Origin of the sequence: Allobosea sp. FBZP-16 (assembly GCF_002831785.1) — a bacterium.
GTDB lineage: Bacteria > Pseudomonadota > Alphaproteobacteria > Rhizobiales > Beijerinckiaceae > Allobosea > Allobosea lupini.
This window is the reverse complement of sequence record NZ_LNCQ01000022.1, coordinates 401,681-427,672: the sequence shown is the minus strand read 5'-3', so window position 1 is coordinate 427,672 and position 25,992 is coordinate 401,681. Positions and strand designations below refer to the sequence as shown.

Annotated in this window: 26 protein-coding genes and 1 tRNA gene; 14 read left to right on the top strand and 13 right to left on the bottom strand. The window is 66.4% G+C overall.

Translation table 11 applies throughout. The features are described 5' to 3' along the window. Window positions 1-2: 2 nt before the first annotated feature. The 4 genes from CXY91_RS08275 to CXY91_RS08260 form a co-directional block, all read right to left on the bottom strand. Window positions 3-1,415 carry a pyruvate dehydrogenase complex E1 component subunit beta gene (locus CXY91_RS08275; protein WP_100960283.1) on the bottom strand — a complete coding sequence of 471 codons (1,413 nt, stop codon included), beginning with the start codon at window positions 1,413-1,415 and terminating at the stop codon, window positions 3-5. A gap of 65 nt (window positions 1,416-1,480) precedes the next feature. Beyond that, window positions 1,481-2,566 (bottom strand): pyruvate dehydrogenase (acetyl-transferring) E1 component subunit alpha, encoded by a 1,086-nt coding sequence (gene pdhA, locus CXY91_RS08270; RefSeq protein WP_100960281.1) that lies wholly within the window; start codon window positions 2,564-2,566, stop codon window positions 1,481-1,483. 276 nt (window positions 2,567-2,842) lie between these two features. Continuing rightward, window positions 2,843-3,154 carry an FtsB family cell division protein gene (locus CXY91_RS08265; protein WP_091829078.1) on the bottom strand — a complete coding sequence of 104 codons (312 nt, stop codon included), beginning with the start codon at window positions 3,152-3,154 and terminating at the stop codon, window positions 2,843-2,845. A gap of 34 nt (window positions 3,155-3,188) precedes the next feature. After that, window positions 3,189-4,313 (bottom strand): hypothetical protein, encoded by a 1,125-nt coding sequence (locus CXY91_RS08260; protein ID WP_158673316.1) that lies wholly within the window; start codon window positions 4,311-4,313, stop codon window positions 3,189-3,191. A gap of 126 nt (window positions 4,314-4,439) precedes the next feature. On the opposite strand from CXY91_RS08260, the gene CXY91_RS08255 reads away from it, so the two are divergent. Continuing rightward, window positions 4,440-4,514, top strand: a tRNA-Lys gene (locus tag CXY91_RS08255). A gap of 287 nt (window positions 4,515-4,801) precedes the next feature. On the opposite strand, the gene CXY91_RS08250 is transcribed toward CXY91_RS08255, so the two are convergent. Then, window positions 4,802-5,065 carry a hypothetical protein gene (locus CXY91_RS08250; RefSeq protein ID WP_100960278.1) on the bottom strand — a complete coding sequence of 88 codons (264 nt, stop codon included), beginning with the start codon at window positions 5,063-5,065 and terminating at the stop codon, window positions 4,802-4,804. Between the two features lie 192 nt (window positions 5,066-5,257). Between CXY91_RS08250 and CXY91_RS08245 the strand changes: the two genes are divergently transcribed. After that, on the top strand, window positions 5,258-5,821 hold the full coding sequence (locus CXY91_RS08245; protein WP_100960276.1) for a PRC-barrel domain-containing protein: 564 nt from the start codon (window positions 5,258-5,260) through the stop codon (window positions 5,819-5,821). Between the two features lie 67 nt (window positions 5,822-5,888). Here CXY91_RS08245 and CXY91_RS08240 read toward each other — a convergent pair whose 3' ends face one another. Beyond that, the gene (locus CXY91_RS08240; protein ID WP_100960832.1) at window positions 5,889-7,403 is read right to left on the bottom strand and encodes an NAD(P)H-hydrate dehydratase; all 1,515 of its coding nucleotides are present in this window, start codon (window positions 7,401-7,403) and stop codon (window positions 5,889-5,891) included. Window positions 7,404-7,691: 288 nt separating this feature from the next. Here CXY91_RS08240 and CXY91_RS08235 point away from each other — a divergent pair, with 288 nt between their 5' ends. The 5 genes from CXY91_RS08235 (at window position 7,692) to CXY91_RS08215 (ending at window position 12,896) form a co-directional block, all read left to right on the top strand. Further along, window positions 7,692-8,030, top strand: coding sequence for a P-II family nitrogen regulator (locus tag CXY91_RS08235; RefSeq protein WP_057192756.1), 339 nt, complete (start codon window positions 7,692-7,694; stop codon window positions 8,028-8,030). A 96-nt stretch (window positions 8,031-8,126) separates the two neighbouring features. Then, window positions 8,127-9,536, top strand: coding sequence for a type I glutamate--ammonia ligase (gene glnA / locus CXY91_RS08230; RefSeq protein WP_091829205.1), 1,410 nt, complete (start codon window positions 8,127-8,129; stop codon window positions 9,534-9,536). A gap of 223 nt (window positions 9,537-9,759) precedes the next feature. Next, window positions 9,760-10,278 (top strand): winged helix-turn-helix transcriptional regulator, encoded by a 519-nt coding sequence (locus CXY91_RS08225; RefSeq protein ID WP_100960274.1) that lies wholly within the window; start codon window positions 9,760-9,762, stop codon window positions 10,276-10,278. Continuing rightward, a complete protein-coding gene (locus CXY91_RS08220; protein WP_248307399.1) occupies window positions 10,275-11,657 on the top strand; it encodes an MATE family efflux transporter in 1,383 nt (460 codons plus the stop codon). Before CXY91_RS08225 ends, CXY91_RS08220 begins: the two co-directional genes overlap by 4 nt. A 105-nt stretch (window positions 11,658-11,762) precedes the next feature. After that, entirely contained in the window at window positions 11,763-12,896 is a 1,134-nt protein-coding gene (locus CXY91_RS08215) for a glycosyltransferase (protein ID WP_100960272.1), read from the top strand. A 7-nt stretch (window positions 12,897-12,903) separates the two neighbouring features. Here CXY91_RS08215 and CXY91_RS08210 read toward each other — a convergent pair whose 3' ends face one another. Next, on the bottom strand, window positions 12,904-13,104 hold the full coding sequence (locus tag CXY91_RS08210) for a hypothetical protein (RefSeq protein WP_091829211.1): 201 nt from the start codon (window positions 13,102-13,104) through the stop codon (window positions 12,904-12,906). Between the two features lie 301 nt (window positions 13,105-13,405). Here CXY91_RS08210 and parE point away from each other — a divergent pair, with 301 nt between their 5' ends. Together parE and CXY91_RS08200 are read left to right on the top strand one after the other, a co-directional pair. Continuing rightward, a complete protein-coding gene (gene parE, locus CXY91_RS08205; RefSeq protein WP_100960270.1) occupies window positions 13,406-15,469 on the top strand; it encodes a DNA topoisomerase IV subunit B in 2,064 nt (687 codons plus the stop codon). Between the two features lie 165 nt (window positions 15,470-15,634). Beyond that, window positions 15,635-16,549, top strand: a complete 915-nt coding sequence (locus CXY91_RS08200) for a LysR family transcriptional regulator (protein WP_100960268.1) — start codon at window positions 15,635-15,637, stop codon at window positions 16,547-16,549. A gap of 19 nt (window positions 16,550-16,568) precedes the next feature. On the opposite strand, the gene CXY91_RS08195 is transcribed toward CXY91_RS08200, so the two are convergent. Next, window positions 16,569-17,714 (bottom strand): peptidoglycan-binding domain-containing protein, encoded by a 1,146-nt coding sequence (locus CXY91_RS08195; RefSeq protein ID WP_100960266.1) that lies wholly within the window; start codon window positions 17,712-17,714, stop codon window positions 16,569-16,571. Window positions 17,715-17,884: 170 nt separating this feature from the next. Between CXY91_RS08195 and CXY91_RS08190 the strand changes: the two genes are divergently transcribed. After that, window positions 17,885-18,145: a hypothetical protein gene (locus CXY91_RS08190; protein WP_100960264.1), complete on the top strand. Its 261-nt coding sequence runs from the start codon at window positions 17,885-17,887 to the stop codon at window positions 18,143-18,145. 3 nt (window positions 18,146-18,148) lie between these two features. On the opposite strand, the gene CXY91_RS08185 is transcribed toward CXY91_RS08190, so the two are convergent. After that, window positions 18,149-18,856 (bottom strand): alpha/beta fold hydrolase, encoded by a 708-nt coding sequence (locus CXY91_RS08185; RefSeq protein WP_100960829.1) that lies wholly within the window; start codon window positions 18,854-18,856, stop codon window positions 18,149-18,151. A gap of 162 nt (window positions 18,857-19,018) precedes the next feature. Here CXY91_RS08185 and CXY91_RS08180 point away from each other — a divergent pair, with 162 nt between their 5' ends. Together CXY91_RS08180 and CXY91_RS08175 are read left to right on the top strand one after the other, a co-directional pair. After that, window positions 19,019-20,491, top strand: a complete 1,473-nt coding sequence (locus CXY91_RS08180; protein ID WP_100960262.1) for a DEAD/DEAH box helicase — start codon at window positions 19,019-19,021, stop codon at window positions 20,489-20,491. 99 nt (window positions 20,492-20,590) lie between these two features. Beyond that, the gene (locus CXY91_RS08175) at window positions 20,591-21,649 is read left to right on the top strand and encodes a GGDEF domain-containing protein (protein WP_091829222.1); all 1,059 of its coding nucleotides are present in this window, start codon (window positions 20,591-20,593) and stop codon (window positions 21,647-21,649) included. Here the strand turns inward: CXY91_RS08175 and CXY91_RS08170 are convergent. Both CXY91_RS08170 and CXY91_RS08165 read right to left on the bottom strand, forming a co-directional pair. Then, on the bottom strand, window positions 21,609-21,983 hold the full coding sequence (locus CXY91_RS08170; protein ID WP_100960260.1) for a TfoX/Sxy family protein: 375 nt from the start codon (window positions 21,981-21,983) through the stop codon (window positions 21,609-21,611). The two genes, CXY91_RS08175 and CXY91_RS08170, sit on opposite strands and share 41 nt — an antisense overlap. 6 nt (window positions 21,984-21,989) lie before the next feature. Beyond that, complete coding sequence (locus tag CXY91_RS08165) at window positions 21,990-22,385, bottom strand: HesB/IscA family protein (RefSeq protein WP_100960258.1); 396 nt, start codon at window positions 22,383-22,385, stop codon at window positions 21,990-21,992. Between the two features lie 184 nt (window positions 22,386-22,569). Between CXY91_RS08165 and CXY91_RS08160 the strand changes: the two genes are divergently transcribed. Then, window positions 22,570-23,640, top strand: coding sequence for a malate/lactate/ureidoglycolate dehydrogenase (locus CXY91_RS08160; RefSeq protein ID WP_100960257.1), 1,071 nt, complete (start codon window positions 22,570-22,572; stop codon window positions 23,638-23,640). Between the two features lie 6 nt (window positions 23,641-23,646). On the opposite strand, the gene CXY91_RS08155 is transcribed toward CXY91_RS08160, so the two are convergent. Further along, window positions 23,647-24,048 carry a GFA family protein gene (locus CXY91_RS08155; protein ID WP_100960254.1) on the bottom strand — a complete coding sequence of 134 codons (402 nt, stop codon included), beginning with the start codon at window positions 24,046-24,048 and terminating at the stop codon, window positions 23,647-23,649. 59 nt (window positions 24,049-24,107) lie between these two features. Then, window positions 24,108-25,616, bottom strand: coding sequence for a winged helix-turn-helix domain-containing tetratricopeptide repeat protein (locus CXY91_RS08150; protein WP_100960252.1), 1,509 nt, complete (start codon window positions 25,614-25,616; stop codon window positions 24,108-24,110). A gap of 135 nt (window positions 25,617-25,751) precedes the next feature. Here CXY91_RS08150 and CXY91_RS30540 point away from each other — a divergent pair, with 135 nt between their 5' ends. Then, window positions 25,752-25,949 (top strand): DUF1127 domain-containing protein, encoded by a 198-nt coding sequence (locus tag CXY91_RS30540; protein WP_199777378.1) that lies wholly within the window; start codon window positions 25,752-25,754, stop codon window positions 25,947-25,949. The last annotated feature ends 43 nt before the right edge of the window (window positions 25,950-25,992 follow it).

Below are 25,992 nucleotides of genomic sequence, written 5' to 3'. Positions count from 1 at the left end.
GGTCAGGCCCGATAGCAGACGGCCTTGGCCGCCGCGACGACCTCGCCGATATTCGGCAGCGCCAGCTTCTCGAGATTGGCGGCGTAGGGCATCGGCACGTCCTTGCCCGTGACGCGCGCGACGGGTGCATCGAGATAGTCGAAGGCCGCCTCCATGATCTTCATGCCGATCTCGGCAGTGACGCCCGATTGCGGGAAGCCCTCCTCGACCGCGACGCAGCGATTGGTCTTCTGCACCGACGCGATGACGGTCTCGATGTCCATCGGGCGGATGGTTCTGAGATCGATGACCTCGGCCTCGATGCCGTCCTTGGCCAGCGCCTCGGCCGCGCCGAGCGCATAGGTCATGCCGATGCCGAAGGAGACGATGGTGACGTCGCTGCCCGGGCGCACGACCTTGGCCTTGCCGATCGGGATCGTGAAATCGTCGCCCTTGGGCACGTCGAAGGAGCGGCCGTAGAGGATTTCGTTCTCGAGGAAGATGATCGGGTTGGGATCGCGGATTGCGCTCTTCAGCAGGCCCTTCGCATCGGAAGCGCTGTAGGGCATCACTACCTTGAGGCCGGGCACGTTCGAGTACCAGGCGGCATAGTCGTGGCTGTGCTGCGCGCCGACGCGGGCGGCGGCGCCGTTGGGGCCGCGGAAGACGATCGGGCAGCCCATCTGGCCGCCGGACATGTAGAGCGTCTTGGCCGCCGAGTTGATGATGTGGTCGATCGCCTGCATGGCGAAATTGAAGGTCATGAATTCGACGATCGGCTTCAGGCCGGTCAGCGCCGCGCCGACGCCGATGCCGGCAAAGCCGTGCTCGGTGATCGGGGTGTCGATGACGCGGCGGGCGCCGAACTCCTGCAGCAGGCCCTGCGTGACCTTGTAGGCGCCCTGATACTCGGCGACCTCCTCGCCCATGACGAAGACGTCGGCATCACGACGCATCTCCTCGGCCATGGCGTCGCGAAGCGCCTCGCGCACCGTCATCGAGACGATCTCTGCGCCGGCCGGGAACTCGGAGGAGGCGTCATAGGATTTCGCCTGAGCCGGAACGCTCGCCGCTGCGGCAGGAGCCGGGCTGGTGGGCGCCTCGGCGGCCTTTTCGGGCTCCGCCGGCTTCTCCGCGGCCTGCGGCGCGGGAGCCGCCTTGGCGGAGCCGCTGGCCGCGGCGGATACGTCCTCGCCGTCGGCGGCGATCAGGCCGATCAGCGTGTTGACCGCGACGTTCTCGGTGCCGTCGGCGATCAGGATCTTGGCGAGCACGCCCTCGTCGACCGCCTCGACCTCCATGGTCGCCTTGTCGGTCTCGATCTCGGCGATGATGTCACCGGCCTTGATCTTGTCGCCTTCGGCTTTCAGCCACTTGGCGAGCTTGCCCTGTTCCATGGTCGGCGACAGGGCGGGCATCAGAATGTCGATCGGCATTTACGCACCCGGATTTCTGGGATGGCCGCGAGGGCTGAAAGGGCGGGGAGGATCGAGCGCGGCCTTCAGGCCTGCGCCGGCTCCAGCAGGATATCGGTGTAGAGCTCGGAGACGTCCGGCTCCGGGTCATGCGTCGCGAACTCCGCCGCGTCGTTGACGATCTCGCGGACCTTGGCGTCGATCGCCTTGAGCTCGTCCTCGCCGACCTTATGCTCGCGGGTCAGGCGGGCGCGGACCTGCTCGATCGGGTCGTGCTCCTCGCGCATGCGCTGGACCTCGTCCTTCGAGCGGTACTTCGCCGGATCGGACATGGAGTGGCCGCGATAGCGGTAGGTCTGCATTTCCAGGATGTAGGGGCCCTTGCCGGAGCGGGCATGCTCGATGGCGCGGCTCGCCGCCTCGCGCACGGCCCGGACGTCCATGCCGTCGACCTGCTCGCCCGGGATGCCGAAGGAGACGCCGCGCTTGGAGAAGTCGGTCTGGGCCGAGGCACGGTTGACCGAGGTGCCCATGGCATAGCGGTTGTTCTCGATCACGAACACGACCGGCAGCTTCCAGAGCTCGGCCATGTTGAAGCTCTCATAGACCTGGCCCTGATTGGCGGCGCCGTCGCCGAAATAGGCCATCGATACGCGCCCGTCCTGGCGGTACCAATTGGCGAAGCCGAGGCCGGCGCCGAGCGAAACCTGGGCGCCGACGATGCCGTGGCCGCCGTAGAAATTCTTCTCGCGGCTGAACATGTGCATCGAGCCGCCCTTGCCGTGCGAATAGCCGCCTCGCCGGCCGGTGAGCTCGGCCATCACGCCACGCGATTCCATACCGCAAGCCAGCATGTGGCCGTGGTCGCGATAGCCGGTGATGACCTGGTCGCCCTCCTTCGACGCCATCTGCATGCCGATGACCACCGCTTCCTGGCCGATATAGAGATGGCAGAAGCCGCCGATCAGGCCCATGCCGTACATCTGGCCCGCCTTCTCTTCGAAGCGGCGGATCAGCAGCATCTCGCGATAGGCGTGGAGGTCTTCGTCCTTGTTGAAGGTCGGGACGTTCGAAAGCGTCTTGGCCGCACCTTTCGAAGCGCTCTTCGCTGGCGCCTTTGCGGCTGCCTTCGCAGGCGCCCCTGCTTTCGTCTTCCGTGCGGCAATGGCCATGAACGGTCCTCCCGAGCTCTACTGTTTTGGTTGTAGAGTAAGCCCTACACCTTGGCGAGACGGGCATCTCGCACTGCAACATAAGCTAAGTATCTGCTATTTCTATGATAATGTTATTTAACCGATTATCGGTTAATCGATCTTTTTGCGACCATTGACGCTGGGAAAGCTGGCTCGGCGCCGCTTTCGGCGTGTGCCTCGCAACCGATCGGTAGAGCTGTTTTCCAGGCTGGAACGTCGGTTCGCTGGCCTCGCCTCAAGGACGCTGCGGAGGCGTCAACGCCCCATGACGACGACGTCGTTGCGGTGGATGCGCCCGAGCACGGCACGCGCCCTCTCCTCGAGCAGGTCGCGATCGATGGCCTCGTCGCGCATCAGTCCCAGGCGCTTCTCCCAGTCCTGCCGTTCGCCGTTCAGGCTAGCGAGTTCCGCTTCCATCTCGCCGAGCTTCTCGCGCAGGCCGGCCGACGTCTCGAGCCCGCGCGCTCCGTGCTGCGCGTGGAACAGGAAATAGCCGACCACGGCGCTCGACACGAGATAGAGCGCGAGCGTGACGAGAACGGAGCGGAGACCGCGGCGGATGACCATGCCGCCACGGTAGAGTCGCTTGGTTGATGCGCCGTTAACGAGGAGCGCCGATCACGATCAAGGCCGGGTCGTCCGGCGCTCGCTGCCCCTGTCCCAGCGTGATCAGATCGGCTTCGAGCCGGCGCGCGATCGGCAACCGATAGTGCAGCGGATCCCAGTAGTTGGCATCCTCGCGGGTCAACGCTGACGGATGGGTGTAGTCGGCGACCACGGCCTTTTGACGTGACGCGATCGCCGCGATCTGCGCCTTGCAGGCAGCAAAGCGCTGCCAGGCCGGGCTGCCTTCGCGCGGCATCGCGCCGGCATGGACCGGGGGCAGCACGATCAGACGCCGCGTCGCCGCCGGAAACGCGGCGAGGCCCTGCTCCAGCCAGGCAAGCGCCGGGAAGCGCCAGCTCGCGCGTTCGGCGGCCGACACCGCGGCGCCAGGCGCCTGGGGCGCCAGATCAGGCGCTCTGCCGCCGTGGCTGCGATAGAGATGGGAGCGCGCGCGAGCGAGATCGTACGTCTCTTCGGGCGGCGTGAAGACCTCGTAGCCGTCGCCGCGCAGGCGCTCCGGCTGCAGGCCGAGCCGATAGGCAGCCAGGCGCAGCGCGATCTCGAGCGTGGTGACATTGAGCTGCTTTGGCCAATTGTACCAAGCGCTGTCGTCATAGAGCCAGGGCGGGAACGGCCGCGGCGTCAACCGGCGAGCCTCGTCGGTCGCATCGGCGTCGCACCAGGTCTGGTCGATACCCCAGATCACGACCTTAGGAGCCATGACCTTGCGCGCGAACAGGCCGGCGATCTGGCTCTGCTCCCAGGGGGTGGCGGCATTCATGCCGAGATTGGCGAAGCGGGCGGACAATCCCTTCGACAGAATCTGTGGATCGAGCAGGCGCATCGTCGAGGTGCCGAGGACGGCCGAATCGAACGCTCCCGACTTGACGATCTGCGGGTACATGAAGCGCTGGTTGAGATCCATCAGCGGCCGCGCGGGCTGGCCGGCCCGCAAGCGCGCACCGTAGGGATCGAGCACGATGATGAAGCCGAGCAGGAAGGCCGTCAGCGTCGCGGCGGCAAGCGCGAACGCCGTTGTCCAGCCGCGCCAGTCTTGCGGTGCGCCGCTCGACGCTTCTCCGGTTGCACGCTCGTTCGCCATCGGCAGGGCTTCTGCCACGATGCGTCCGCCGGAACAATGTTGACCGGCGCGCGCCACCTGCCTATGTCAGCGCACCGGAGCAGACTGAATTGGTGCGCTGCATGATCGTTTCGCTGATCGAGCGAACTGGAAGCGAGCCGGTGAGGGCGGGTAGCTCAGTGGTAGAGCACGTGACTTTTAATCATGTGGTCGAGGGTTCGATCCCCTCCCCGCTCACCAACAAAATCAATAGTTTGGCTTGATTTTTTATAAGTAGCGTTTTCCAGATTGCTTCCCAATCTGTGTTTTGGAAAGCATTTTGCTGGTCGGGAAGCGCGATTCCCCGGCATCGGTCGCGACTGAACCGCTGCTTCACGCGGCCTACTCCAGCATTTCAGAAAGCCAGTGCAGGTGATGCTTGATGTGGAGTCCCCAGTGGAATCCTCCGGAGCATGCCGCCGGCATGAGGCCAGGTTAAGCGCCCGACGTCGTTATTTGGATCGGCAAAGCCGCCGGCCCTGCCGTCTTTAGCCCAGACGTTCGACGATGCCGCCCGGCAGCTTCCCCCGCGGTTGCCGCAGCGCCCTTCCACCGAAGGACTGGCCTCCCGACGGCGCGATCGCTCCGCCATAGGCGTCGAGCTCCCAACAGCGCCAGCGCTGGTAGTCGGCTGCCGTCGTCCCCTCGGAGCAGACGCGCCATTGCGAGCGCTCCCAGAAGGCCGCGGCGGGCAGTGTCGTCGCGATCATACCGAGGGCAGCGAGGCTCAAAAGCGTGAAATTCCTGCGCATCCTGTCAGGCTCCGAGCCACGCGGCGGGCCGTCAGCAAAGCGCACAGGCCTTACCGAAGCGCTAAGCCGACAGGCGTCGCGGGGTTCCGCCTCCGTCAAACGACAGGCGCATGCTCCCCATACGCGAACCAAAACGGCTTTTCCGCGTTGTTCGATCATTCCGCACATGCGGACATGATAGGAGGAAATACGATGTACAAGCGTCACGTTGCATTGACGGCTATCGGCGGCGTCATGCTTGCCACCGCTGCAGTTGCGCAGACCAGCGCGCCCTCGAACCAGCCGCCGAGCCCGCAGCCGACCGCGCCCGCGACGAGCGCGCCGGCCACTCCGGCGCCGGCGGCCGAAACCGCAAAGGCTCCCGAGAACAACCTCGCCGGCCAGGGCAAATGGCGGGCGTCGAAGCTGATGGGCGTCGACATCTACGGTCCCGACAACAAGAAGGTCGGCGACGTCACCGAGGTCGTGTTCGACAAGGCCGGCAAGATCGAGCTTGTCACGGTCGGCGTCGGCGGCTTCCTCGGCATCGGCACCAAGGATGTCGCCATCCCGTTCGAGCAGGTGCAGTGGAGCGAGGAGCCAATGGTTACGCCGGCTCCCGCCCCGGCCGGCGGGACCGGAACTGGCGGCAGCACGGCGATGAACGCGCCGCCGGCAGCCAAAAAGGGCCCGGAGATGTATCCCGACCACGGCAAGATCACGATGACCAAGGAGCAACTGACGTCCGCTCCGGCCGTGACCTACGCCGCTCGCTAAGCACGCGCTGGCAACGCTCACTGGAGGCCCGCCCTGAAAGGGGCGGGCCTTTTGTTTGCCGAGCACTTCAGTCCTCGACCTCTGCCAGCACGCCAGGGAGCGCCTCAGGCAGGTCGTCGGCGATCAAGCCCATGCCGCTCGTCTCGCCAGCCCGCCCATGCAGCCATACGGCGGCGCAGGCCGCCTCGAACGCCGGCATCTTTTGCGCCAGCAGGCCGGCAACGATTCCGCCGAGGACGTCACCTGAGCCGGCGGTCGCCAGGGCGGAAGAACCGGTGTTGTTGATCGCGGCGCGCCCATCGGGCGCGGCGATGACCGTATCCGGCCCCTTGAGGACAACGACTGCTCCCATCAGCCCGGCAGCGCGACGCGCCCGCTCGAGCTTGCCGCGTTCGGGCTCGAAGCCAGCGGCATCGGCGACGAGGCGCTTGAACTCGCCCTCATGCGGCGTCAGCACTGCCGGCCCTGGGCGCTGCTGCAGCAGATCGGGGAAGGCCGGCCGCTGCGCGCCGATGTGAGTCAGCGCATCGGCATCGAAGACGCAGGGATGGCCGCCGCGCAAGGCTGCCGCCACCCAGGATCGCGCTTCATCGTCGAGGCCGAGAGCCGGCCCGATCAGCAGCGCGTCGACCTTGCCTCCTGATAGCATCGCCTCGAAGGCTGCGGAGTCGGCCGCCGCGCGTTGCATCAAGGCATCGGGGCCGCGCGCGGCATGCGCCGCCAGCGCCTCCGGCCGGCAGATGATCGTCGCGAGCCCTGCGCCGACGCGCAGCGCCGCACGAGCACCAAGCCGCGGCGCCCCGACACCGGACAATCCGCCCGCAGCGACTGCAACAGCACCGCGGGCATATTTGTGGACGCCGGGGTCATGGTCCGGCCATCGCGTGCGCCAGAGGCCTGGCGCATTGCGGAAGGTCGATGGCGTGATCCTGCCCGGCGTGAAGATGGTTTCGGGTCGCATGCCGATATCGGCCAGGGTGACGACACCGCAGAGCGATCGACCCGGTTGGAGCAGATGGCCGGGTTTCAGCCGGAAAAAGGTCACGGTCTCGGCAGCGCGGATGACGGGGCCGTCCGCGAGCCCGGTATCGCCGTCGACACCGCTCGGCACGTCGACGCAAACGACGGGTTTGCCTGCGGCGTTGACCTGCTCGACAAGCGCCGCGAGCTCGCCGGAGATCGCACGGCTGAGCCCGGCGCCGAACAGGGCGTCGATCACGAGGTCATGCCGGGCCGGATCGATTCCATCGACCGCCGCGACAGGGCCTGTCCAGCCCTGCGCCGCCAGCGCCGCATCGCCTGTCAAGGCGGTGGGGTCGGCGGCGAGCGCCAGCGTGACCCGGCAGCCGCGCTCGGCCAGCAGCCGGGCCGCGACGAAACCATCGCCGCCATTGTTGCCAGGGCCACACAGCACGAGGACGCTCTGACCGGGGCGGATGCGCCGCGTCACCGCGTCGGCGACAGCCTTGCCCGCCCTTTCCATCAGGACGACGCCCCGCGTACCGGTCGCAATCGTCGCCGCGTCCGCCGCCGCCATCTCGGCGACGCTGAGCAACGCGAGGGGCGAGAGATCGGCAGCCATCGTCATCCGAGGATTGTCTGCCGGCACAGGCGCCGAGGCAAGGATGCAGGCAATTTCCTTGTTTGCACTCAAGATAAGCATCTGCATATTTTTTAGACGGTTTTTCGCCTCTTCAACAGGCGGTTTGCCCTGGGGGGCGTCATGGCGGCCAGACTGCGCCGATGCTATGAGCAGCGGAGGCGGAGTTTGCTGGACGCGCCGAGGTTGATCCGGACCGGCCGCCATGGTCAGAACGGAAAAAGGCTGCGTACAGTGGCCGAAGGTCACGCCAAGGAGGTCGGTCGGCGCATGAAGAAGATCGAAGCGATCATCAAGCCCTTCAAGCTCGACGAGGTGAAGGAGGCGCTGCAGGAGGTCGGCCTCCAGGGCATCACGGTGCTCGAGGCGAAGGGTTTCGGCCGCCAGAAGGGTCATACTGAGCTCTATCGCGGCGCCGAATATGTGGTCGACTTCCTGCCGAAGGTGAAGATCGAGATCGTGCTGGCCGACGACATGGTCGAGCGGGCGATCGAGGCGATCAAGAAGGCGGCCCAGACCGGCCGCATCGGCGATGGCAAGATTTTTGTATCGAGCGTGGAGGGGGCGATCCGCATCCGCACCGGCGAGTCCGGCGCGGACGCGATCTGAGGATTTGTCCCATCCCCGAAGGAATGCGTGCGCCGGCGGAGCCCCGCGGGCAGCGTCTGTCGTGAGACCCTAGCAGTCGACAAAGGAAGTCGTGAGATGAAGAACGCCAAAGAGGTCCTGAAGGCGATCAAGGACAATGACGTCAAATACGTCGACTTCCGCTTCACCGATCCGCGCGGCAAGTGGCAGCACGTCACCTTCGACGTCTCGATGATCGACGAGGAGATTTTCGCCGAGGGCACGATGTTCGACGGCTCCTCGATCGCCGGCTGGAAGGCGATCAACGAGTCCGACATGCTGCTGATGCCCGACCCGACGACGGCCTGCATCGACCCGTTCTTCTCGGCCTCGACCATGGTCATCAACTGCGACGTGCTCGAGCCGGCCACCGGCGAACCCTACAGCCGCGACCCGCGCGGCATGGCCAAGAAGGCCGAGGCGTACCTCAAGTCGACCGGCATCGGCGATACCGTCTATGTCGGCCCCGAAGCCGAATTCTTCGTCTTCGACGACGTCAAGTTCTCGGCCGACCCGTACAACACCGGCTTCAAGCTCGACAGCGTCGAGCTGCCGATCAACGGCCAGACCGAGTACGAAGGCGGCAATCTCGGCCACCGCATCGCGATCAAGGGCGGCTACTTCCCGGTTCCGCCGCAGGATTCGGCGCAGGACATGCGCGGCGAGATGCTCGCGGCCATGGCGGCGATGGGCGTCAAGGTCGAGAAGCACCACCACGAGGTCGCCTCGGCCCAGCACGAACTCGGCATGAAGTTCGACACGCTGACGCATATGGCGGACCAGATGCAGGTCTATAAGTACGCCATCCATAATGTCGCCCAGAGCTACGGCAAGACCGCGACCTTCATGCCCAAGCCGGTCTATGGCGACAACGGCTCGGGCATGCACGTCCACCTGTCGATCTGGAAGGGTGGCAAGCCGCTCTTCGCGGGCAACAAGTACGCCGACCTGTCGCAGGAGTGCCTGTGGTTCATCGGGGGCGTCATCAAGCATGCCAAGGCGCTGAACGCCTTCACCAACCCGTCGACCAACTCCTACAAGCGCCTGGTCCCGGGCTATGAGGCGCCGGTGCTGCTCGCCTATTCGGCGCGCAACCGCTCGGCCTCCTGCCGTATCCCGTGGACGACCTCGCCGAAGGCCAAGCGCGTCGAGGTCCGCTTCCCCGATCCGATGGCGAACCCCTATCTCGCCTTCGCCGCGCTGACGATGGCCGGCCTCGACGGCATCCTCAACAAGATCGATCCCGGCCCTGCGATGGACAAGGATCTCTACGACCTGCCGCCGCGCGAGCTGAAGAAGATCCCGACCGTCTGCGGCTCGCTGCGCGAGGCGCTGGATTCGCTCAAGAAGGACAACGCTTTCCTCAAGGCCGGCGGCGTCTTCACCGACGACTTCATCGAGAGCTATATCGAGCTCAAGATGCAGGACGTGGCGCGCTTCGAGATGACGCCGCACCCGGTCGAGTTCACGATGTACTATTCCTACTGAGCAGGTTTCCGGCCGGGCTTCGGGTCCGGACAGGATTTCCTCCTGGCTGCGGCGATCCGCAGTCCACCTTCGAACCGGGGCGGAAACGCCCCGGTTTTTTCATGTCCAGCGTCCGGCCTCCCAACAGGGCGTTCGGCGCTCTTCGCATGGCGCCGCTCAAGGTAGCTTGCATCATGCAAGTCGCATCTGTAACTTGCATAATGCAAGTCAATCGAGACGACCCATGAAACGGACCCCCTTCGCCGCGATGTCCTGCCCGATCGCCCGCGGCCTCGACCGCGTCGGCGAGTGGTGGAGCATCCTGATCCTGCGCGATGCCCTGCAAGGGTTGACCCGCTTCGACGAGTTCGAGCGCAGCTTGGGGATCGCGCCCAACATGCTGGCGCGACGTCTGGCAGGACTGGTCGACGGCGGCTTGATGGAAAAGCGCGCCTATAGCGAGCGTCCGCGGCGGTACGATTACGTCCTGACCGAACGCGGCCGCGACTTCCGCGAGGTGGTGCAGGCGCTGCTCGCCTGGGGGAACCGGCATTTCGCGCCGGAGGGGCCAAGCATGCTCATCGTCGATCGGACGACGGGCCTGGCCGCCGAGCCGATCCTCGTCGACAGCGTCAGCGGCAAGTCGCTCGCCGACCCCATCTTCGAGATCAGGCCCGGTCCGGCACTGGGCAGTCGCGGTCTTGCGCGCCAGGCGTTGATCGCAGCGGCGCGCGTCCGGCACGAGGCGGAGAGCCGTTCGTGACCACGACCGAGGCGGCGCCCGGAAACGCCATCCACAGCGCGCGCACGCTGCGTTTGCTCAACGACCCGATCGTCCCGACACTGCTGCGTCTCGCTTGGCCCAACATGCTGATCATGCTCGCCCAGGCCTCGACGGGCCTGATCGAGACATGGTGGGTCTCGCATCTCGGCACCGAGGCGCTCGCGGGAATGGCTCTGGTCTTCCCGGCGGCAATGCTGATGCAGATGATCTCCGCCGGCGCGATGGGAGGCGGCATCTCCTCGGCCGTGGCCCGGGCCCTCGGCGCCGGCCAGCGCGAGGAAGCCGACGCGCTCGTGCTCCATGCTGTCGTGATCAACCTGCTGCTCGGACTGGTCTTCTCGGCGGTCATGCTGGTCTGGGGGCGGCCGATCTATCGGGCACTCGGCGCGACCTCCGGCGAGCTTGATGCCGCCCTCGCCTATTCTGATGTCGTCTTCGCGGGAAACCTGCTGCTCTGGCTGATGAACGGCCTGGCGAGCGTCATCCGCGGTACCGGGAACATGCTTGTCCCGGCGCTGGTCACCATCGTCGGCGTCGCCCTGCTGATCCCGCTTTCACCACTGCTGATCTTCGGCTGGGGGCCGGTGCCCGCATTGGGCATCGCGGGAGCGGGCACCGCGCTCGTTCCGTTCTATGCGGGCGGAGCGGCCGCACTGGCCTGGTACGTGCTCTCTGGCAGGAACCTCGCGCATTTCCGCTGGGTGCCGCTGCGCTGGCCGTTGTTCTGGTCGATCCTGCGCGTCGGCGCCGTAGGCTCGGTGACGTCGCTGATGACCAATCTGACGATCGCGACCGCCACAGCTCTGGTCGCGGGTGCGGCCGGTGTCGGCGCCGTCGCCGGTTTCGGGACAGGCGCACGGCTCGAATACCTGCTGATCCCGCTCGTCTTCGGGCTCGGCGCCCCGCTCGTCGCGCTGGTCGGCACCAATATCGGCGCGGGCCGCCAGGACCGCGCGCTGCGGATCGCACTGACGGGCGGAGCCATCGCCTTTGCGCTGACGGAAGCGATCGGGCTGGCCGCCGCGGCATGGCCGGCGGCCTGGATCGGGCTTTTCACGACCGATCCTGCCGCGATCGCGACCGGAAGCCTCTATCTGCGGATCGTCGGGCCCGCCTATGGTTTCTTCGGCCTCGGCCTGTCGCTCTATTTCGCCTCGCAGGGTGCCGGCCAGTTGCGTTGGCCGTTGATCGCGGGCGGTGTCCGCATGACCATCGCATTGGGGATCGGCTCGCTGGCACTCGCGTCCGGCGGAGGGCTCACCGGGCTCTTTGCGGCGCTGGCGGCGGCTCTTCTCTGCTTCGGGTGCATCATGCTCGCCGCGGTCGCGAACGGGACCTGGTTCAGGCCGGTGTCCTGATCCAGGCGGCGCCGCGCAATCCCTTGTGCTGGGGGCGGCGCTCAACCGAAGCTTAGCAAAGCGGTGCGAAGGTGGGCCACCCGCCCATGCTGTAGATTGCCGCCGATGCCCGCTGCCCCCGCCCCCTCCGTCGTCATCTTCGGCTCGGCCAAGCCCGTCACCTGCGCGGTGATGGACTACGCCTATCGGCTCGCCGGCGCCGTCAATGCGCTGCGCCCGGGCCTCGTTGGGATCCGGACGATCGAGCCGGGACGTCCGGCCGCCTTCATCGGCGCCATCGCCGAGGAACTGCGCCGCGACCGTGTCGTGCATTTCCAGATGCCGATTGAGGGCTGGGGCAACAGCGTCGTGCCGGGCTCGGCGCTGATGGCGGCGCGGTTGATGACCCGCACGGGCCGCATCGCCATCACCCTGCACGAATGGGCCTCGCTCAATCGCCTGCGCTATCTCTCGATGGTACCGGACATCCTCGCCTGCGACGGCTTCGTCCTCGTCTCGCCGCAGCAGCGCGAGGGCTTCCTGACGACGCCATTGGTCGGCGCGGCGAAGAAGCAGGCGGCGCCGGTCATCCCGATCGGCCCCAACATCATGCCGGCCCGGATCGATCCCGAGCGGGTCGCGGCGGAACGGGTGAAACTGCGCGGCAGCGGCGCAAGCGAAGCCGATGTCGTGATCGGCTATTTCGGCGTGCTCTATGCCAGCAAGCGGCCCGATGTCCTGCTGCGCACGACGCAGGCGCTGCACCAGCGCGGCGTCAAGGCGCGCCTGCTGATCTGCGGCGATTTCCTCTGGGACAAACCTGGAGATCGCGAAGCCTTCCTTGCGCTCGCGAGCGAGCTCGGCGTCTCCGACTGGCTCGATTTCCGCGGCCGGATCGACGACGAAAGCGAGCTGATGGCGACGCTCTCGGCCGCCGATGTCTTCCTGCTGCCTTTCACCGACGGGATCAGCACGCGGCGCGGCAGCTTCCAGGCGGTCAGCCAACTCGCGATCCCGCTGGTCTCGACCGAACCGGAGCGGCAGGACGAGTTCGCGCTTGCGCCCGCGCTGAAGGCGAAGATCGACAATCCGGCGACGGTGCTCTGCCCGACAGACGCCACGCCCGAGCGCTTCGCCGAGGCGATCCTCGCCGCCCAGGTCCGCAAGGCGGAGGCGATCGGCGTCGATCTCGCCAAGTTATGGAGTGAGGCCGCCCTCGCCCATATCAGCTTCTATGACGGCTTGAAGGTGCCTGCCTGAAATACGCTCAGCGCAGCGCGACGATCGCCAGACCGATCAGCGCGACGATGGCGGCGCCCCACCAGAGCCGTCGCAGCTGCGCGCTCTCGGCATCGTGCCGCGTCTCTACGCTGGAGAGTTCCTCGTAAGCGAAGGCCTCGCCGGCAAAACGCGCGGCCCGCTCGAGACCGGCAATACGGATCTTGGGTACAGCGGAACGCGACGCCACGAGACCTTCCCCCCTCTGGCCAGCTTAGCCGAATGTGCTGTCGGAGCCAGTCCCGATTTGCATCATGATGATGAAGCCGGGGCCCTTAATGGCTGCTGAACCGACAAGTGCCGGCCAAGGTTCCATGGCCGACCGTGTCATCCTTGAATGACGGTTCGGCGACGGTCTCGCTGATCCTGACTTTCGGCGGCGATCCGATCGGTTTATTGCGGGAGAGCGGCGGGTTATAGGGGCTCCGGCAGGCGGTGGGCAGGCCGATGCGCTATCCTGCGATCTGAGCGAATCAGCGAGTGCGGTGACGATGACGGACGATCTCTTCGGCGAAGATGGCGGCAAGGAGATGCGCGAGGAATCGCGTGCGCCCGCCCCTGCGCCGAAGCCGGCCGCGCGCCCTGCTCCGCCCCCGCGCAGCGGCACGCCCTCCGAGGCCGGCTACGACGCGTCCGCGATCGAGGTGCTCGAGGGTCTGGAGCCGGTGCGGCGCCGGCCGGGCATGTATATCGGCGGCACCGATGAGCGGGCGCTGCATCACCTCTTCGCCGAGGTGATCGACAATGCCATGGACGAGGCGGTCGCCGGCCATGCCAGCTTCATCGATGTCGAGCTCTTCGCCGACGGCTCGCTCGCGGTCACCGACAATGGCCGCGGCATGCCGATCGACCCGCATCCGAAATTTCCGGACAAGTCGGCGCTCGAAGTCATCATGACGATCCTGCACGCCGGCGGAAAGTTCGACTCCAAGGTCTACGAGACCTCGGGCGGTCTCCACGGCGTCGGCGTATCCGTCGTCAATGCGCTCTCCGATCTGGTCGAGGTGGAGGTGGCGCGCGGCCAGATGCTCTATCGCCAGAGCTTCTCGCGCGGCATCCCGCTGGGGCCGCTGGAGACCGTCGGCCGGGCGCCGAACCGCCGCGGCACCCGCGTTCGCTTCCATCCGGACGCTCAGATCTTCGGCGAAGGCGCGCATTTCGTCCCGGCGCGGCTGTTCCGCATGGCCCGCTCCAAGGCCTATCTGTTCGGCGGCGTCGAGATCCGCTGGCGCTGCGCGCCGTCGCGCTTGCAGCCGGAAGGCGATGTCGCGGCCGAGGCGGTGTTCAAGTTCCCAGGCGGCTTGCGCGACTATCTCGCCCGCGAAATCGAGGGCAAGGACCTCGTCGCCGAGCCGATCTTCTCGGGCAAGATCACCAAGGAAGGCGGCCACGGCTCGCTCGAATGGGCGGTGGCATGGCTCGCGACCGGTGAGGACGGCTTCTCCTCTTCCTACTGCAACACCATCCCGACGCCGGAGGGCGGCACGCATGAATCCGGCCTGCGCATCGCGCTGCTGCGCGGCCTGCGCGACCATGCCGAACGCATCGGCCAGTCAAAGCGCATGGCACAGGTCACCGCCGACGACGTGATGGCGACCTGCGCCGCCATGCTCTCGGTCTTCATCCGCGAGCCGGAATTTCAGGGCCAGACCAAGGACAAGCTGGCGACGCTTGAAGCGGCCCGCATCGTCGAGAACGCGATCCGCGATGCTTTCGACCATTGGCTCGCCGCCTCGCCGCAACAGGCGCTGAGGCTGCTCGACTGGTCGGTCGACCGGGCCGAGGAGCGCCAGCGCCGCCGCCTCGAGAAGGAGGTCTCGCGCAAGACCGCGACACGCAAGCTGAGATTGCCCGGCAAGCTCGCCGATTGCAGCAATGCCGGCGCGGCAGGCTCCGAGCTGTTCATCGTCGAGGGCGATTCCGCCGGCGGCTCGGCCAAGCAGGCGCGCAATCGCGCCAATCAGGCGATCCTGCCCCTGCGCGGCAAGATCCTCAACGTGGCCAATGCGACGCGCGAGAAGCTCAACGCCAACCAGCAGCTCGCCGACCTGATCCTGGCGCTGGGCTGCGGCATCGGCAGCCAGTTCCGCGAAGACGACCTGCGTTACGAGAAGGTCATCGTGATGACCGACGCCGACGTCGACGGCGCCCATATCGCCTCGCTGCTGGTCACGTTCTTCTGGCGCCAGATGCCGCGCCTGATCGAGAAGGGCCATCTCTATCTGTCCGTGCCGCCGCTCTATCGGCTTCGTCATGGCACCAAGTCCGTCTATGCCCGGGACGAGGCCCATAAGGACGAGTTGATCGAGACTGTCTTCAAGGGTAAGAAGCCGGAGATCGGCCGCTTCAAGGGCCTGGGCGAGATGATGCCGGCCGAGCTCAAGGAGACCACGATGGACCCGAGCAAGCGCTCCCTGCTCAAGGTCATGGTCGACCACGAGGCGAAGGAAGAGACCTCGGACACGGTCGAGCGGCTGATGGGCAACAAGCCCGAGGCGCGTTTCCTCTTCATCCAGGAGCGGGCCGCCTTCGCCGGCGAGTTGATCGACCTGTGAGGCGAAGCCTGGCCGGCTCGAGCGCCGGGCTCCCCGGCAAGCCTGCCGGGCTGTCTTGCAACCGACATGCGCGCACTTTGCGCGCATGTCGACCGACCCGCACGATGCCGACCATGATCCCACCCATGGCCACGAGTCCGCGCCCTCCTTCCGGCCCTTGAGCGAATGGGCGAGCCTCCTGCCTCTCCATCTCGACGCGATGCCCAGGCCTCGGCCCAGACCTCGCTCTGGGCCGATCTTGAAATCTTCCACGCCATCGCCGCCACGGGCGGCCTCGCTCTGGCAGCGTCTGCGCTCGGACTGAGCGAGACGACGGTTGCGCGGCGCCTGAAAGCGTTCGAGGCGCGTCTCGGCCTGCCCCTGTTCAAGCGCGGCGCCAACCGTCTGATCCCGACGCAGATCGGCCTATCGCTCGCCGAGGATGCGGCAGCGGCGGCCGAGGCCGTCGCGCGCTTCGCGACACGAGCGAACGCCGCCCGCGCCCGCGACGACGCTCCCGTCCGCATCACGGCGACGACCTCGATCAGCCTGTTCCTGACCCAGCACGCCGCCCGGCTCTCGGCAGCCGCGGGCGGCATCGAGATCGTCATCATCAGTACCCGCGAGCGGCTCGATCTGGCACGCGGCGAGGCCGAGATCGCGATCCGCATGCGCAAACCGCCAGGTGACGCCGGCTATTTCGGCCAGAAGGTCGGCAGGCTGGCGCAGGCCTTCTACGTCCACCGCGATGTCGATCCTTCGACCGCACCGGTGATCTCGGTCAGCCGGGACGTCTCCTCACGCATCGAGCAGCACATCCTCGCCTGGGCCGCCGGACGACCGATCGCCGCGCGCGTCGGCGATTCGGCCGCGCGCTATGAGAGCATCCGCTCATCCGGTGCGGTCTCGATGGCGCCCTGCTTCCTGGCGGATGGCGATGCGGGGCTGATCCGGCTGGAGGAACCGCCCGAGGCGACCGCCGACGAGATCTTCCTGGTCTCGCACGAGAGCAGCAGGCAGCGGCCAGCTGTACTGGCCGCGCTCGACGCCTTGCGTGCACTGTTCCGCGAGCATCGTGGCAGGCTGGAAGGCAAGCGCTGACGGCGCAGCGCGTTTTTCGTCACGATGTCTGGATGCCCAGATAGAGGCAGTAGAACGGCATCGTCCAATTGTGCATGTAGTCGTACTCGCCGTCGGTCTTCAGGCGAAAATTCGCCCATTCATTGCGCCAGCGACCGACCGGCAGGAAATCCGAGCCGGGCAGCGGCGGCCCCTGCGAGGTCACGCCGCTGCGAAACAGCCGCTTCTTGCCCTTGGAATTGGCCGGCCGAGTCTGCGGTACGGGATCGATGGCGTAGCTGGCGGCAATGTCGAACTGCTTCTCGGCATGTGAGACGAACAGGTTGTGATCGCTGATGCCGCTCGAAAAGGTCATTGTCTCCAGAGTGTCGAACGAGAAGGCGCCGTTAGTCAGGTCGCTCATCTCGGTCAGCACCTGCCGCAGGAAGGCAGCGTCCCTGGCGAAGGGCCCGAGCTCGCCGCCGGCCGCGCCGGAGCGGACGATCTGCATGTAGCCGAGATTGCGCTTCTGGGCCGCAAGCGTCTGGGCGCCCCAGCGATTGACGACATGATTCAGCAGCACATAGTCGATCAGCGGCTTCGACAGCGGATTGGTCCAGTTCAGCGCCGCGAGCCTGGCCCGCGTCTTCGGCCCCTGCCCGCCGAAGCCGTGGCTGATGCAGATCAGCAGGCGATCAGGCTTGACCTGCGCCGGCAGCAGCAGGATCACCGCGCGCTCGATCCCGTCCTTGTTGCGGGCGGCGAAGATCGCGAGCCGCCCGGTCGTCAGCGGCATGATCTGGAAGTCGAGCGGCGGGCCGCCCGCTCCCTGCTTGTAGGTCGCGGTCTGGATCACGGCGATCGGCGGGATGACCTGCGTGATGAGGCCGTTCGCCGATGGAAAGGAACCTAGGATCTCGTCGGTGACCAGCCTCACCGCCGACGGCTTCTTGGGAACCGGCACGGGCGGCGGAACCGGCAAAATATTGTTGAGGTTCTTGAGCAGGTTCTCGAGCAATTGCACCGTCAGCGGGCCGACGACGCCATCCTTCTCGAGCTGATTGTTGCCCTGGAATTCCAGTACCCGGCTGTGGGTCCGCGTGCCGAAGATGCCGTCGACGACGAGCTTGACCAGCCGCGTCGGCAGCATGTTGAGCTGGTTCTGCAGCAAGCGGACCGGCTCACCCCGTGCCCCCAGTTTCAGCATCCGACGCCCCTCTGACGGTGACGACCACTGACTGTCCTAGCGTAAGCCGTTTATTCGCGCCTAGCGATGGCGAACTGAGCCAGAGACGCTTCGCTAACCAAGTTTTTACAGCCGCTGCCGCATGCTCTGTCTATCGGCGATCCCAGCCATTTGCTTTCCGGAGTTCTGCGATGCAGCTCGTCATCGCCTTCCTGCGCAACACGCGCGGCACCATGGTCGCCGATGTCGCCAAGGCCGGCGCGGCGATCGCCTTCCTTTCCGTCATCGCCGCCAATTTTGTCTCGAACCACACCGCACAGCTCGATCGTGACGCGATGCGCGAGGTCGCCCAGGCCGCGGCGAAGGGGCAGGCAATCGACCCGCTGGTCACCGGCTCACTCGCCAAGCGCGCCAATGAGACGAAACTCGACCCCTGCGTGGTCCCGCGCTGAGCCCTAAGCGAGCCAGTCGCGCAAAGCCGCCGTGACGACCTCCGGCGCCTCCAGCGTCGAGAGATGGCCGCAGCCCGGTATTTCCAGATAACGCGCCTTCGTCCCGATTCCGCCGGCGATTTCGCGCGCCTCGTCGGGCGGCGTGATCGCGTCCTCCGCGCCGACCACGACCAGCGTCGGGACGGATATCGTACGCACTACCTGCCGGGCATCCGACCTGCCCATGATGGCGCGCTGCTGGCGGATGAAACCTGATGGCCCGACGGCCTCGGCCATTGCTTTCACCTTGAGCCGCAATGCCTCGTCGGTCAGCCGATCGGGCGCGACCAGCTTCTGCCAGAGCACTGTCACGACATTGCCGAAGGCGCCCTTTTCCGCCAGCGCGATCATCTGTTCGCGTGGCGCATTGGTTTCGGGTGTCGGCGGCTTGGCGGTGGTGTCGAGCAAAGCGAGCCGCGTCACCCGCTCCGGCGCACGACGCACCACCTCGAAGGCGACATAGCCGCCCATAGACAATCCGCACAGCGCAAAGCGCTCCGGCGCCGTAGCCAGCAAACGCTCGACCATGGCGGCGATCGTATCGTCGGTTGTGTTGTCAGCGACAAGGATCTGCCGCCCCGGCGCCAGGGCTGGCCATTGCGGAGCATAGAATGCAGGCGTGCAATTCAGTCCCGGAATCAGGACGAGTGGTTCTGGAATCGTTGTCTGCATCGCAGCCATTCTTCATCAAGCTCGCTAGAATGTTGACTTTGCCCTGTTTTTTCTGCATTGCACGGGCGTCCGAAGGCGCGCAACCCAGCAAAGTCGCGCCACCGTTGCGGTCGATCGGTCATCCCGCCACGTGTCACCGACCCTTGAGAAGCGCAGCCATCGATGTCTTTTGCCGAACTCGGCCTGAGCGATAAGGTTCTAACCGCGGTCACCACCGCCGGCTACACGACGCCTACCCCCATCCAGGCCCAGGCCATTCCCCACGTGCTCGCCCGCAAGGACGTGCTCGGCATCGCCCAGACAGGCACCGGCAAGACCGCGGCCTTCACCCTGCCGATGCTGACCATCCTGGAAAACGGCCGCGCCCGTGCCCGCATGCCGCGCACGCTCATCCTGGAGCCGACGCGCGAGCTCGCAGCGCAGGTCGAGGAGAATTTCACTCGCTACGGCGTCAACCAGAAGCTTTCGGTGGCGCTGCTGATCGGCGGCGTCTCCTTCGGCGACCAGGATGCCAAGATCACGCGCGGCGTCGACGTGTTGATCGCGACGCCGGGCCGCCTGCTCGACCATGTCGAGCGCGGCAAGCTGCTCCTCACCGGCGTCGAGCTGCTCGTCATCGACGAAGCCGACCGCATGCTCGACATGGGCTTCATCCCGGACATCGAGCGGGTCTGCAAGCTTGTTCCCTTCACGCGGCAGACCCTGTTCTTCACCGCGACTATGCCGCCGGAGATCACCCGGATCAGCGAGCAGTTCCTGCACAATCCAGTGCGGATCGAAGTGTCCCGGCCTGCGACCGCCGCGACCACGATCACGCAGCGCCTGATCGCCTCCAACAGCCAGGATTTCGAGAAGCGCGAGACCCTGCGCAAGCTGATCAAGGACGCCAAGGACCTGCAGAACGCGATCGTGTTCTGCAACCGCAAGCGCGATGTAGCAACGCTGCACAAGTCCCTCCAGAAGCATGGTTTCCCGGCTGTGGCGCTGCATGGCGACATGGACCAGTACGCCCGCATGGCGGCGCTCGAGTCCTTCCGCACGGGCGAGAACCCCATCCTGGTCGCAAGCGATGTCGCGGCGCGCGGCCTCGATATTCCCGCCGTCAGCCACGTCTTCAATTTCGATGTGCCGACCCATGCCGAGGACTATGTCCACCGCATCGGCCGCACCGGCCGCGCCGGCCGCGAGGGCGCCTCCTTCACCATCGTCACCCGCCATGACGACAAGCTCCTCGCCGCGATCGAGAAATTGACCGGCCAGAGCATCGAATGGGCCGGGCCGGGCCTCGATAGCCTGCCGGCAGCCGAGCCGCGTGAAGAGCGCCGCGGCCGCCGTGGTGACGACCGAAAGGGCGGCCGCCCGCAACGCGGCGGACGCGATGGCAAGCCGTCGCGGGGCGAGCCAAGGAGCGAGCACGCTCGATCCGAAAGCCGCCCCGAGCGGGCCGAGGTGGAGGCTGTGCGCAGCAGCGAGGCACCACGGGCGCCACGCCGCGAGGAAGCCTCCGGCAACGGTGCGCCGCACGGCAATCGCGGCCGGTCACCGCGTCGCGACGACCTCGACGACGGCCCCAAGGTCAAAGGCCTCGGCGACCACGTCCCTGCCTTCCTGCTGCGCCCCGTCCGCGTCGGCTAAAATACGTATACTGGCAACCTTGCTTTAACTTCGCCTGTCCTAGGGTCAGGCGCGTAGCGGGCGCGGAAGAATTTCGCGCTCGGCAGGGGACAGGATGTCATGACCAACAGCAGCTCAGGCTCGCCGCAGGCTCACGACCTCGCCGAGCAGGTCGTCGCAGCGATGCGACAGCATTATTCCCCTGGGTATCCGCGCGCTTTCGAGGTCTGGTACGCCCATCTCAGCGGCGAGATGCCGGCGCTCAGCATGGCGATGCAGGCTGTGATCGCTGCCAGCAATGGCGAAGTCGGCGCTGCGGACATCGACACGCTCTACGAGAAATTCGTCAGCACCGACCGGCTCTCGCGACAGGCGGAGCGTACCAGCCTGCAGGTGCTCGCCGAGATCGAGAGCATGATGGCGCTGGTCGATAGGGCGCTCAGCTCCAGCGAGCAGTATCATGGCCGGCTCTGCGCCATGTCGGAGGAAGTGCCTCCGTCAGCTGACCGGCAGAAGCTGCGCGAATGGGTCGAGGCACTCGTCCTGTCGACCCGCGAGGAGGTCGCCCGCAAGACGCAGCTCGAAGGCCAGCTGCGCGAGAGCGCTCATGAGATCCGCAATCTGCGCGAGGCGCTGGAATCGACACGGGCGGAGGCGCTGACCGACCCCCTCACCGGTCTCGCCAATCGCCGCCATTTCGAGGAGATGCTGCAGAAGGCGATCGATCAGGCGACGCTGCGACGCGAGCCCTTCGCGCTGGTCATGGCCGATATCGACTTCTTCAAGCACTTCAACGACATGCACGGCCATCTTACGGGCGACCAGGTGCTGCGCCTGGTCGCCAGGACGATGAAGGACAAGTTCAAGGACAAGGCGATCATCACCCGCTTCGGCGGCGAGGAGTTCGCCATCATCCTGCCGGAAGCCGATGTCGTTGCCGGCAAGTTCGGTGCCGAGACGGTGCGCCAGGCGCTGCTGACCCGCGAACTGGTCAAGCGCTCGACCAATGAGAGCCTCGGGCGGATCACCATCTCGCTCGGCGTATCGATGTACCGACGCGGTGATACGGCGAGCTCGATCGTCGAGCGGGCTGACAATGCACTGCTGCAGGCCAAGCGCGACGGCCGCAACCGCACCGTCACCGAGGACGCGGTCCAGGACGCCGCGAAGGTCGCCTGAGCGGCCTGATACCCTTATTGAGCGCTGCCTCGCGCGCTGCGGCAAGCGCGAGCTCAGTGAAATGGCGCAGCGCATCCTCGTCGTCGAAAGCCGCCGCCGGCAAACGCCAATAGCCGGTTTCGCGCTCACGGCTTCGTGCGGCATAGCGGAACGGCTCGCTGCCGGCCGCCATGAAGTCCGGCCGCGTCGCTTCCGTCGTCTTCAGGAAAATCTCGCCAGCGAAGGCGAGCGCGAACATCGCCTCGCCCGAGTATACGCCGAGCCCGCCGAACATGCGGCGCGTACGAACCGCGACCACCGGCGCGAACAGTTCCGCAACGGCGGCGGCATCCATCGCTGGCTACTGGGCCGCCAGCACCGTCTCCGAACGCGGCTTGATCTCGACCGATTCGCCACAGCCGCAGGCCGAAACCTGGTTCGGGTTGTTGAAGACGAAGGTCGAGGAAAAGCGGTCGGTCTTGAAGTCGAGCTCGGTGCCGAGCAGGAACAGCACCGCCTTGGCGTCGACGACCACGGTCGCGTCCTTCTCGGTCACGACCTCGTCGCCCTTCCCGGCCGCGCGCGCGACCTCGAAGGTGTATTCCATGCCGGCGCAGCCGCCCTTCTTGACGCCGACGCGCAGGCCGAGCGCCGGCGAATCCGGATTGTCGCGCGCCGACTGCGCCATGATCTCGCGAATGCGCCGAGCAGCAGCATCGGTCAGCGAGACCACCTTAAGACCGGGTATCGAAAACATATCCTCGTCCCTCCTCGACCGGATTCAAGGTCCGGTGAAAACAGGATTGCTGACGGCAACATAAGGATTGGTGAGCGCAACGTCGAGATGCACCGGCCGGGACGGCGCCATTTGCTTGCGTCCATTGCATGGAGCGCACGCCCGTGCACTCTGGCCCCACCATCGCAGCATCCGACAGACAGCCATGACATCCTATCGCCTGCACCGGCCCGAGGCGCTCCGCGCCCTCACCCGCGCCATGATCACCGCCGCCGGTTGGAGCGAGGACGAGGCGAAGGAGACGGCCGAGCATCTGGTGCTGGCCAATCTCAGCGGCCATGACAGCCACGGCGTCGGCATGCTGCCGCTCTATTTCAACTCGCTTGCCGACGGCAATCTGAAGCCGGAGGCCAAGCTGGCCGTCCGCAGCGAGCTCGGCTCCTTCCTGATCGTCGACGGCAATATCGCGCTCGGCCAGCCGACCGCGCGCAGCGCCGTCGACCGCGCCATCACGATCGCCCGGACTGGCGGCGTCGCCGTGCTCAATCTGCTCGATTCCCACCATATCGGCCGCATCGGCCACTATTCCGAGGTTGCGGCGGCTGCCGGGCTGATCTCGGTGTTCTGGGTCAATGTCGCCGGGCGTCCGCCGATCGTCGCGCCTTTCGCTGCCAAGCAGGCGCGCTTCGGCACCAATCCGATCTCCATCGGCCTGCCGGTTCCGGGCGGCGAGCCGTTGATCCTCGATTTCGCCACCAGTCGTATGGCGCATGGCAAGGCCCGCGTCGCCTTCAACAAGGGCGTCGACGTGCCCGAGGGCTATATCATCGATGGCGAGGGCCGGCCGACCGTCGAGCCTCGCCACGTCTTCGCGCAGCCCGACCTGCCATTGGGGGCGCTGCTGCCCTTCGGCGACCACAAGGGCGCCGGCCTCTCGCTGATCGCCGAATTGCTCTCGGCCGGGTTGATGGGAGCCGCCCGCATCGACCAGAAGCCGCATAAAACCTGGATCATCAACTCGCTGTTCGGCGTCCTGATCGATCCGGCGCGGCTCGAGCCGGATGCGGACCTGCGTCGGCAGCGGATCGAGAGCTATCTGAAATTCGTCCGCGCTGCCGCGCCGCAGGATCCCTCGCAGCCCGTGCTGGCGCCGGGCGACAAGGAGCGTACGATGCGTATCGAGCGCGAGCGCGACGGCATTCCGCTCGACGACGAGACCTGGTCGCAGATCGTCGCCGCCGCTAAGGCTCATGGCGTCGACGCCGAAAGGTTCTGATCGCGCTCAGCCGTCAGGCTTCTCGCGATCACGCGTGTGCTGCTCGGCGCCCTTCTGGTGTGCCAGCCAGGGCTCGCGGCGGATCGTCCAGAGCTCATAGGCTGGGACGAGCGAGCTCGGCGGGCTGTCCAATGTACCGAGCTTGACCTCGATCTCGTCGGCCCCCTCAGCCCAGCAGAACAGCGGCGAGCCGCAGGCGGGACAGAAGCGCTCGCCGCCGGCGCGGGCCTGCCAGCAGCCGAGTTCGCCGGACAGGGTCGCGCTCGCCCGCGGCCAGATGCCGAAATAGGAGAACGCCGAGCCGGAGCTTTTCCGGCAGGTCTCGCAATGGCAGATGCCGACGCGAATGGGCTCGCCGTCTAGCTCGTAGCGGACCTGTCCGCAATTGCAGCCGCCGGAGAGTTTCATCGTCGCCTCGCATTCGGGTCTTCGCCATCGGCAACGACATATGAGCCGGTCGGGTTCCATCATTCCGGCAGGCCGGCCTTGCGGAAGCCGTCGACGAAGCGTTCGCGCAGCATGTCATCGCGAAATGGCTCCATCGTCGCCCAGTGGCGAACGCTGAAATCCGGATTGCCGACCAGGAACAGTTCGGCCTCCGCCCTCGCCTCTTCGAGATGGCCGAGCTGGGCAAGGCTCGCGGCCAGGAAGCGGCGCGAGCTCGTCCGATGGGTCTCGTCCCGGCGCAGTGCTTCGACAGCCGCCTGATACTCGCCGGCCGCATAAAGCGCCTGGCCGAGCGGCAGATAGTACCAGCTCGCCGGAAACGGGTTCAGCCGGAAGGCCTTGCGGATCTGTTCGAGGCCCTCCTCGACCCGCCCGGCCAGCACCGTGATATCGGAGAGCGCTGCCCATGCATCGGCTTCGTTCGGATCGAGCTCGATCGCCCGGGCGAATTCCGCATCCGCCGTTGCGAAGTCTCGCTCATAGGCGAGCAGATAGGCCAGCGTCCAACGGCAGCCGGCATCGTCCTGATCGAGCGCTACGGCCTTGCGCGCCAGGTCAAGGGCGGTGCCGCGAGAGGCTTCGCTCGGCCCGCCGGAGTGCACCCAGCCCATCCAGTGGTTCAAGGCAAGCCAGCGATAGGCCTCGGCATAGTCCGGATCGAGCGAGATCGCGCGTGTCAGCAGGAGGTGCGCTTCCTGCGCGGCCTGCGGCGTGTCGTCCATCAATCGGCGCGCCCGCACGCAGAGTTCATAGGCGTCGAGGCTTTTCGGTCGCTGCCTCGGCGGCGGTGTGCGCAGGCGACCCAGCAAAGCCTGGACGATCCTGGCGGCGACCTCGTCCTGGACGGCGAAGATGTCGCCCAGCTCGCGATCGAAGCGTTCGGCCCAGAGATGATCGCCGGTCAGCGAATCGACGAGCTGGGCGTTGATGCGAACCCTCCCGGCAGCGTGCCTGACGCTTCCTTCCAGCAGGTAGCGCACGCCGAGTTCCTCGGCGATCTCGCGCACCTCCCTCGCCTTGCCCTTGTAGGCGAAGGCCGAATTGCGGGCGATGACGAAGAGCTCCGCGGTCCTCGACAGGTCAGTGATCAGGTCCTCGGTCAGTCCGTCCGCAAAGCTTTCCTGCCCGGGATCGTTGCTGACATTGACGAAGGGCAGCACGACGATCGACGGCTTGCTCGGCAGCGGCAAGGGCTCTCGCCTCGCACTGCCCAGTTGTTCGACCACTCCGGCGAAGCGGTAGCCGACACGCGGTACCGTGACGATCCAATCACCACCATTTGCGGGCTCGCCGAGCAGTTTACGCAGTTGTGCGATCTGGACGGTGAGATTGCCTTCCTCGACGGCCATGCCCGGCCAGGCGGCCTCCAGCAATGCGGCCTTGCTCAGGACACCGCCGGGCCGTCCGACGAGGGCCGCGAGCAGCTTCAGGCCACGATAGCTGGCGCTGACGGGGATACCGTTCTCGAGAAGCGTTCCCGTGCCCGAATCGAGCACGAAAGGGCCGAAGGCGAAGCGCGATCCCTGCATGGGCTGAATCCATAGTCCGTTTGGAAGTTTTTGGAACTCTTCGGGCGGGCTTAAGGACCAGGCTGCCCGCATCAAGCAGAACGAAACCTCCCTTCACTCCGGGTGCCATGCGCCCCCGAACCATGGGAGGTTGCCATGCACGACGGTCCCGTTCTCGCACCCAATTCACATCCGGCCGCCCCACAAGGCCTGCTGGCAATCTGGCGCGAACGCATTCGCGCGCGCTGGAATCTGGCGCAGATGGCGCAGGAGAATCCGCACCTGCTCAAAGATATCGGCCTGACGAAACAGCAGGTCGAGACCGAGTTCGCCAAGCGCTTCTGGCAACGCTAGCGGATAGTGTCGCCGGCTCCGGACACCCGCCGGCTGCGATTAG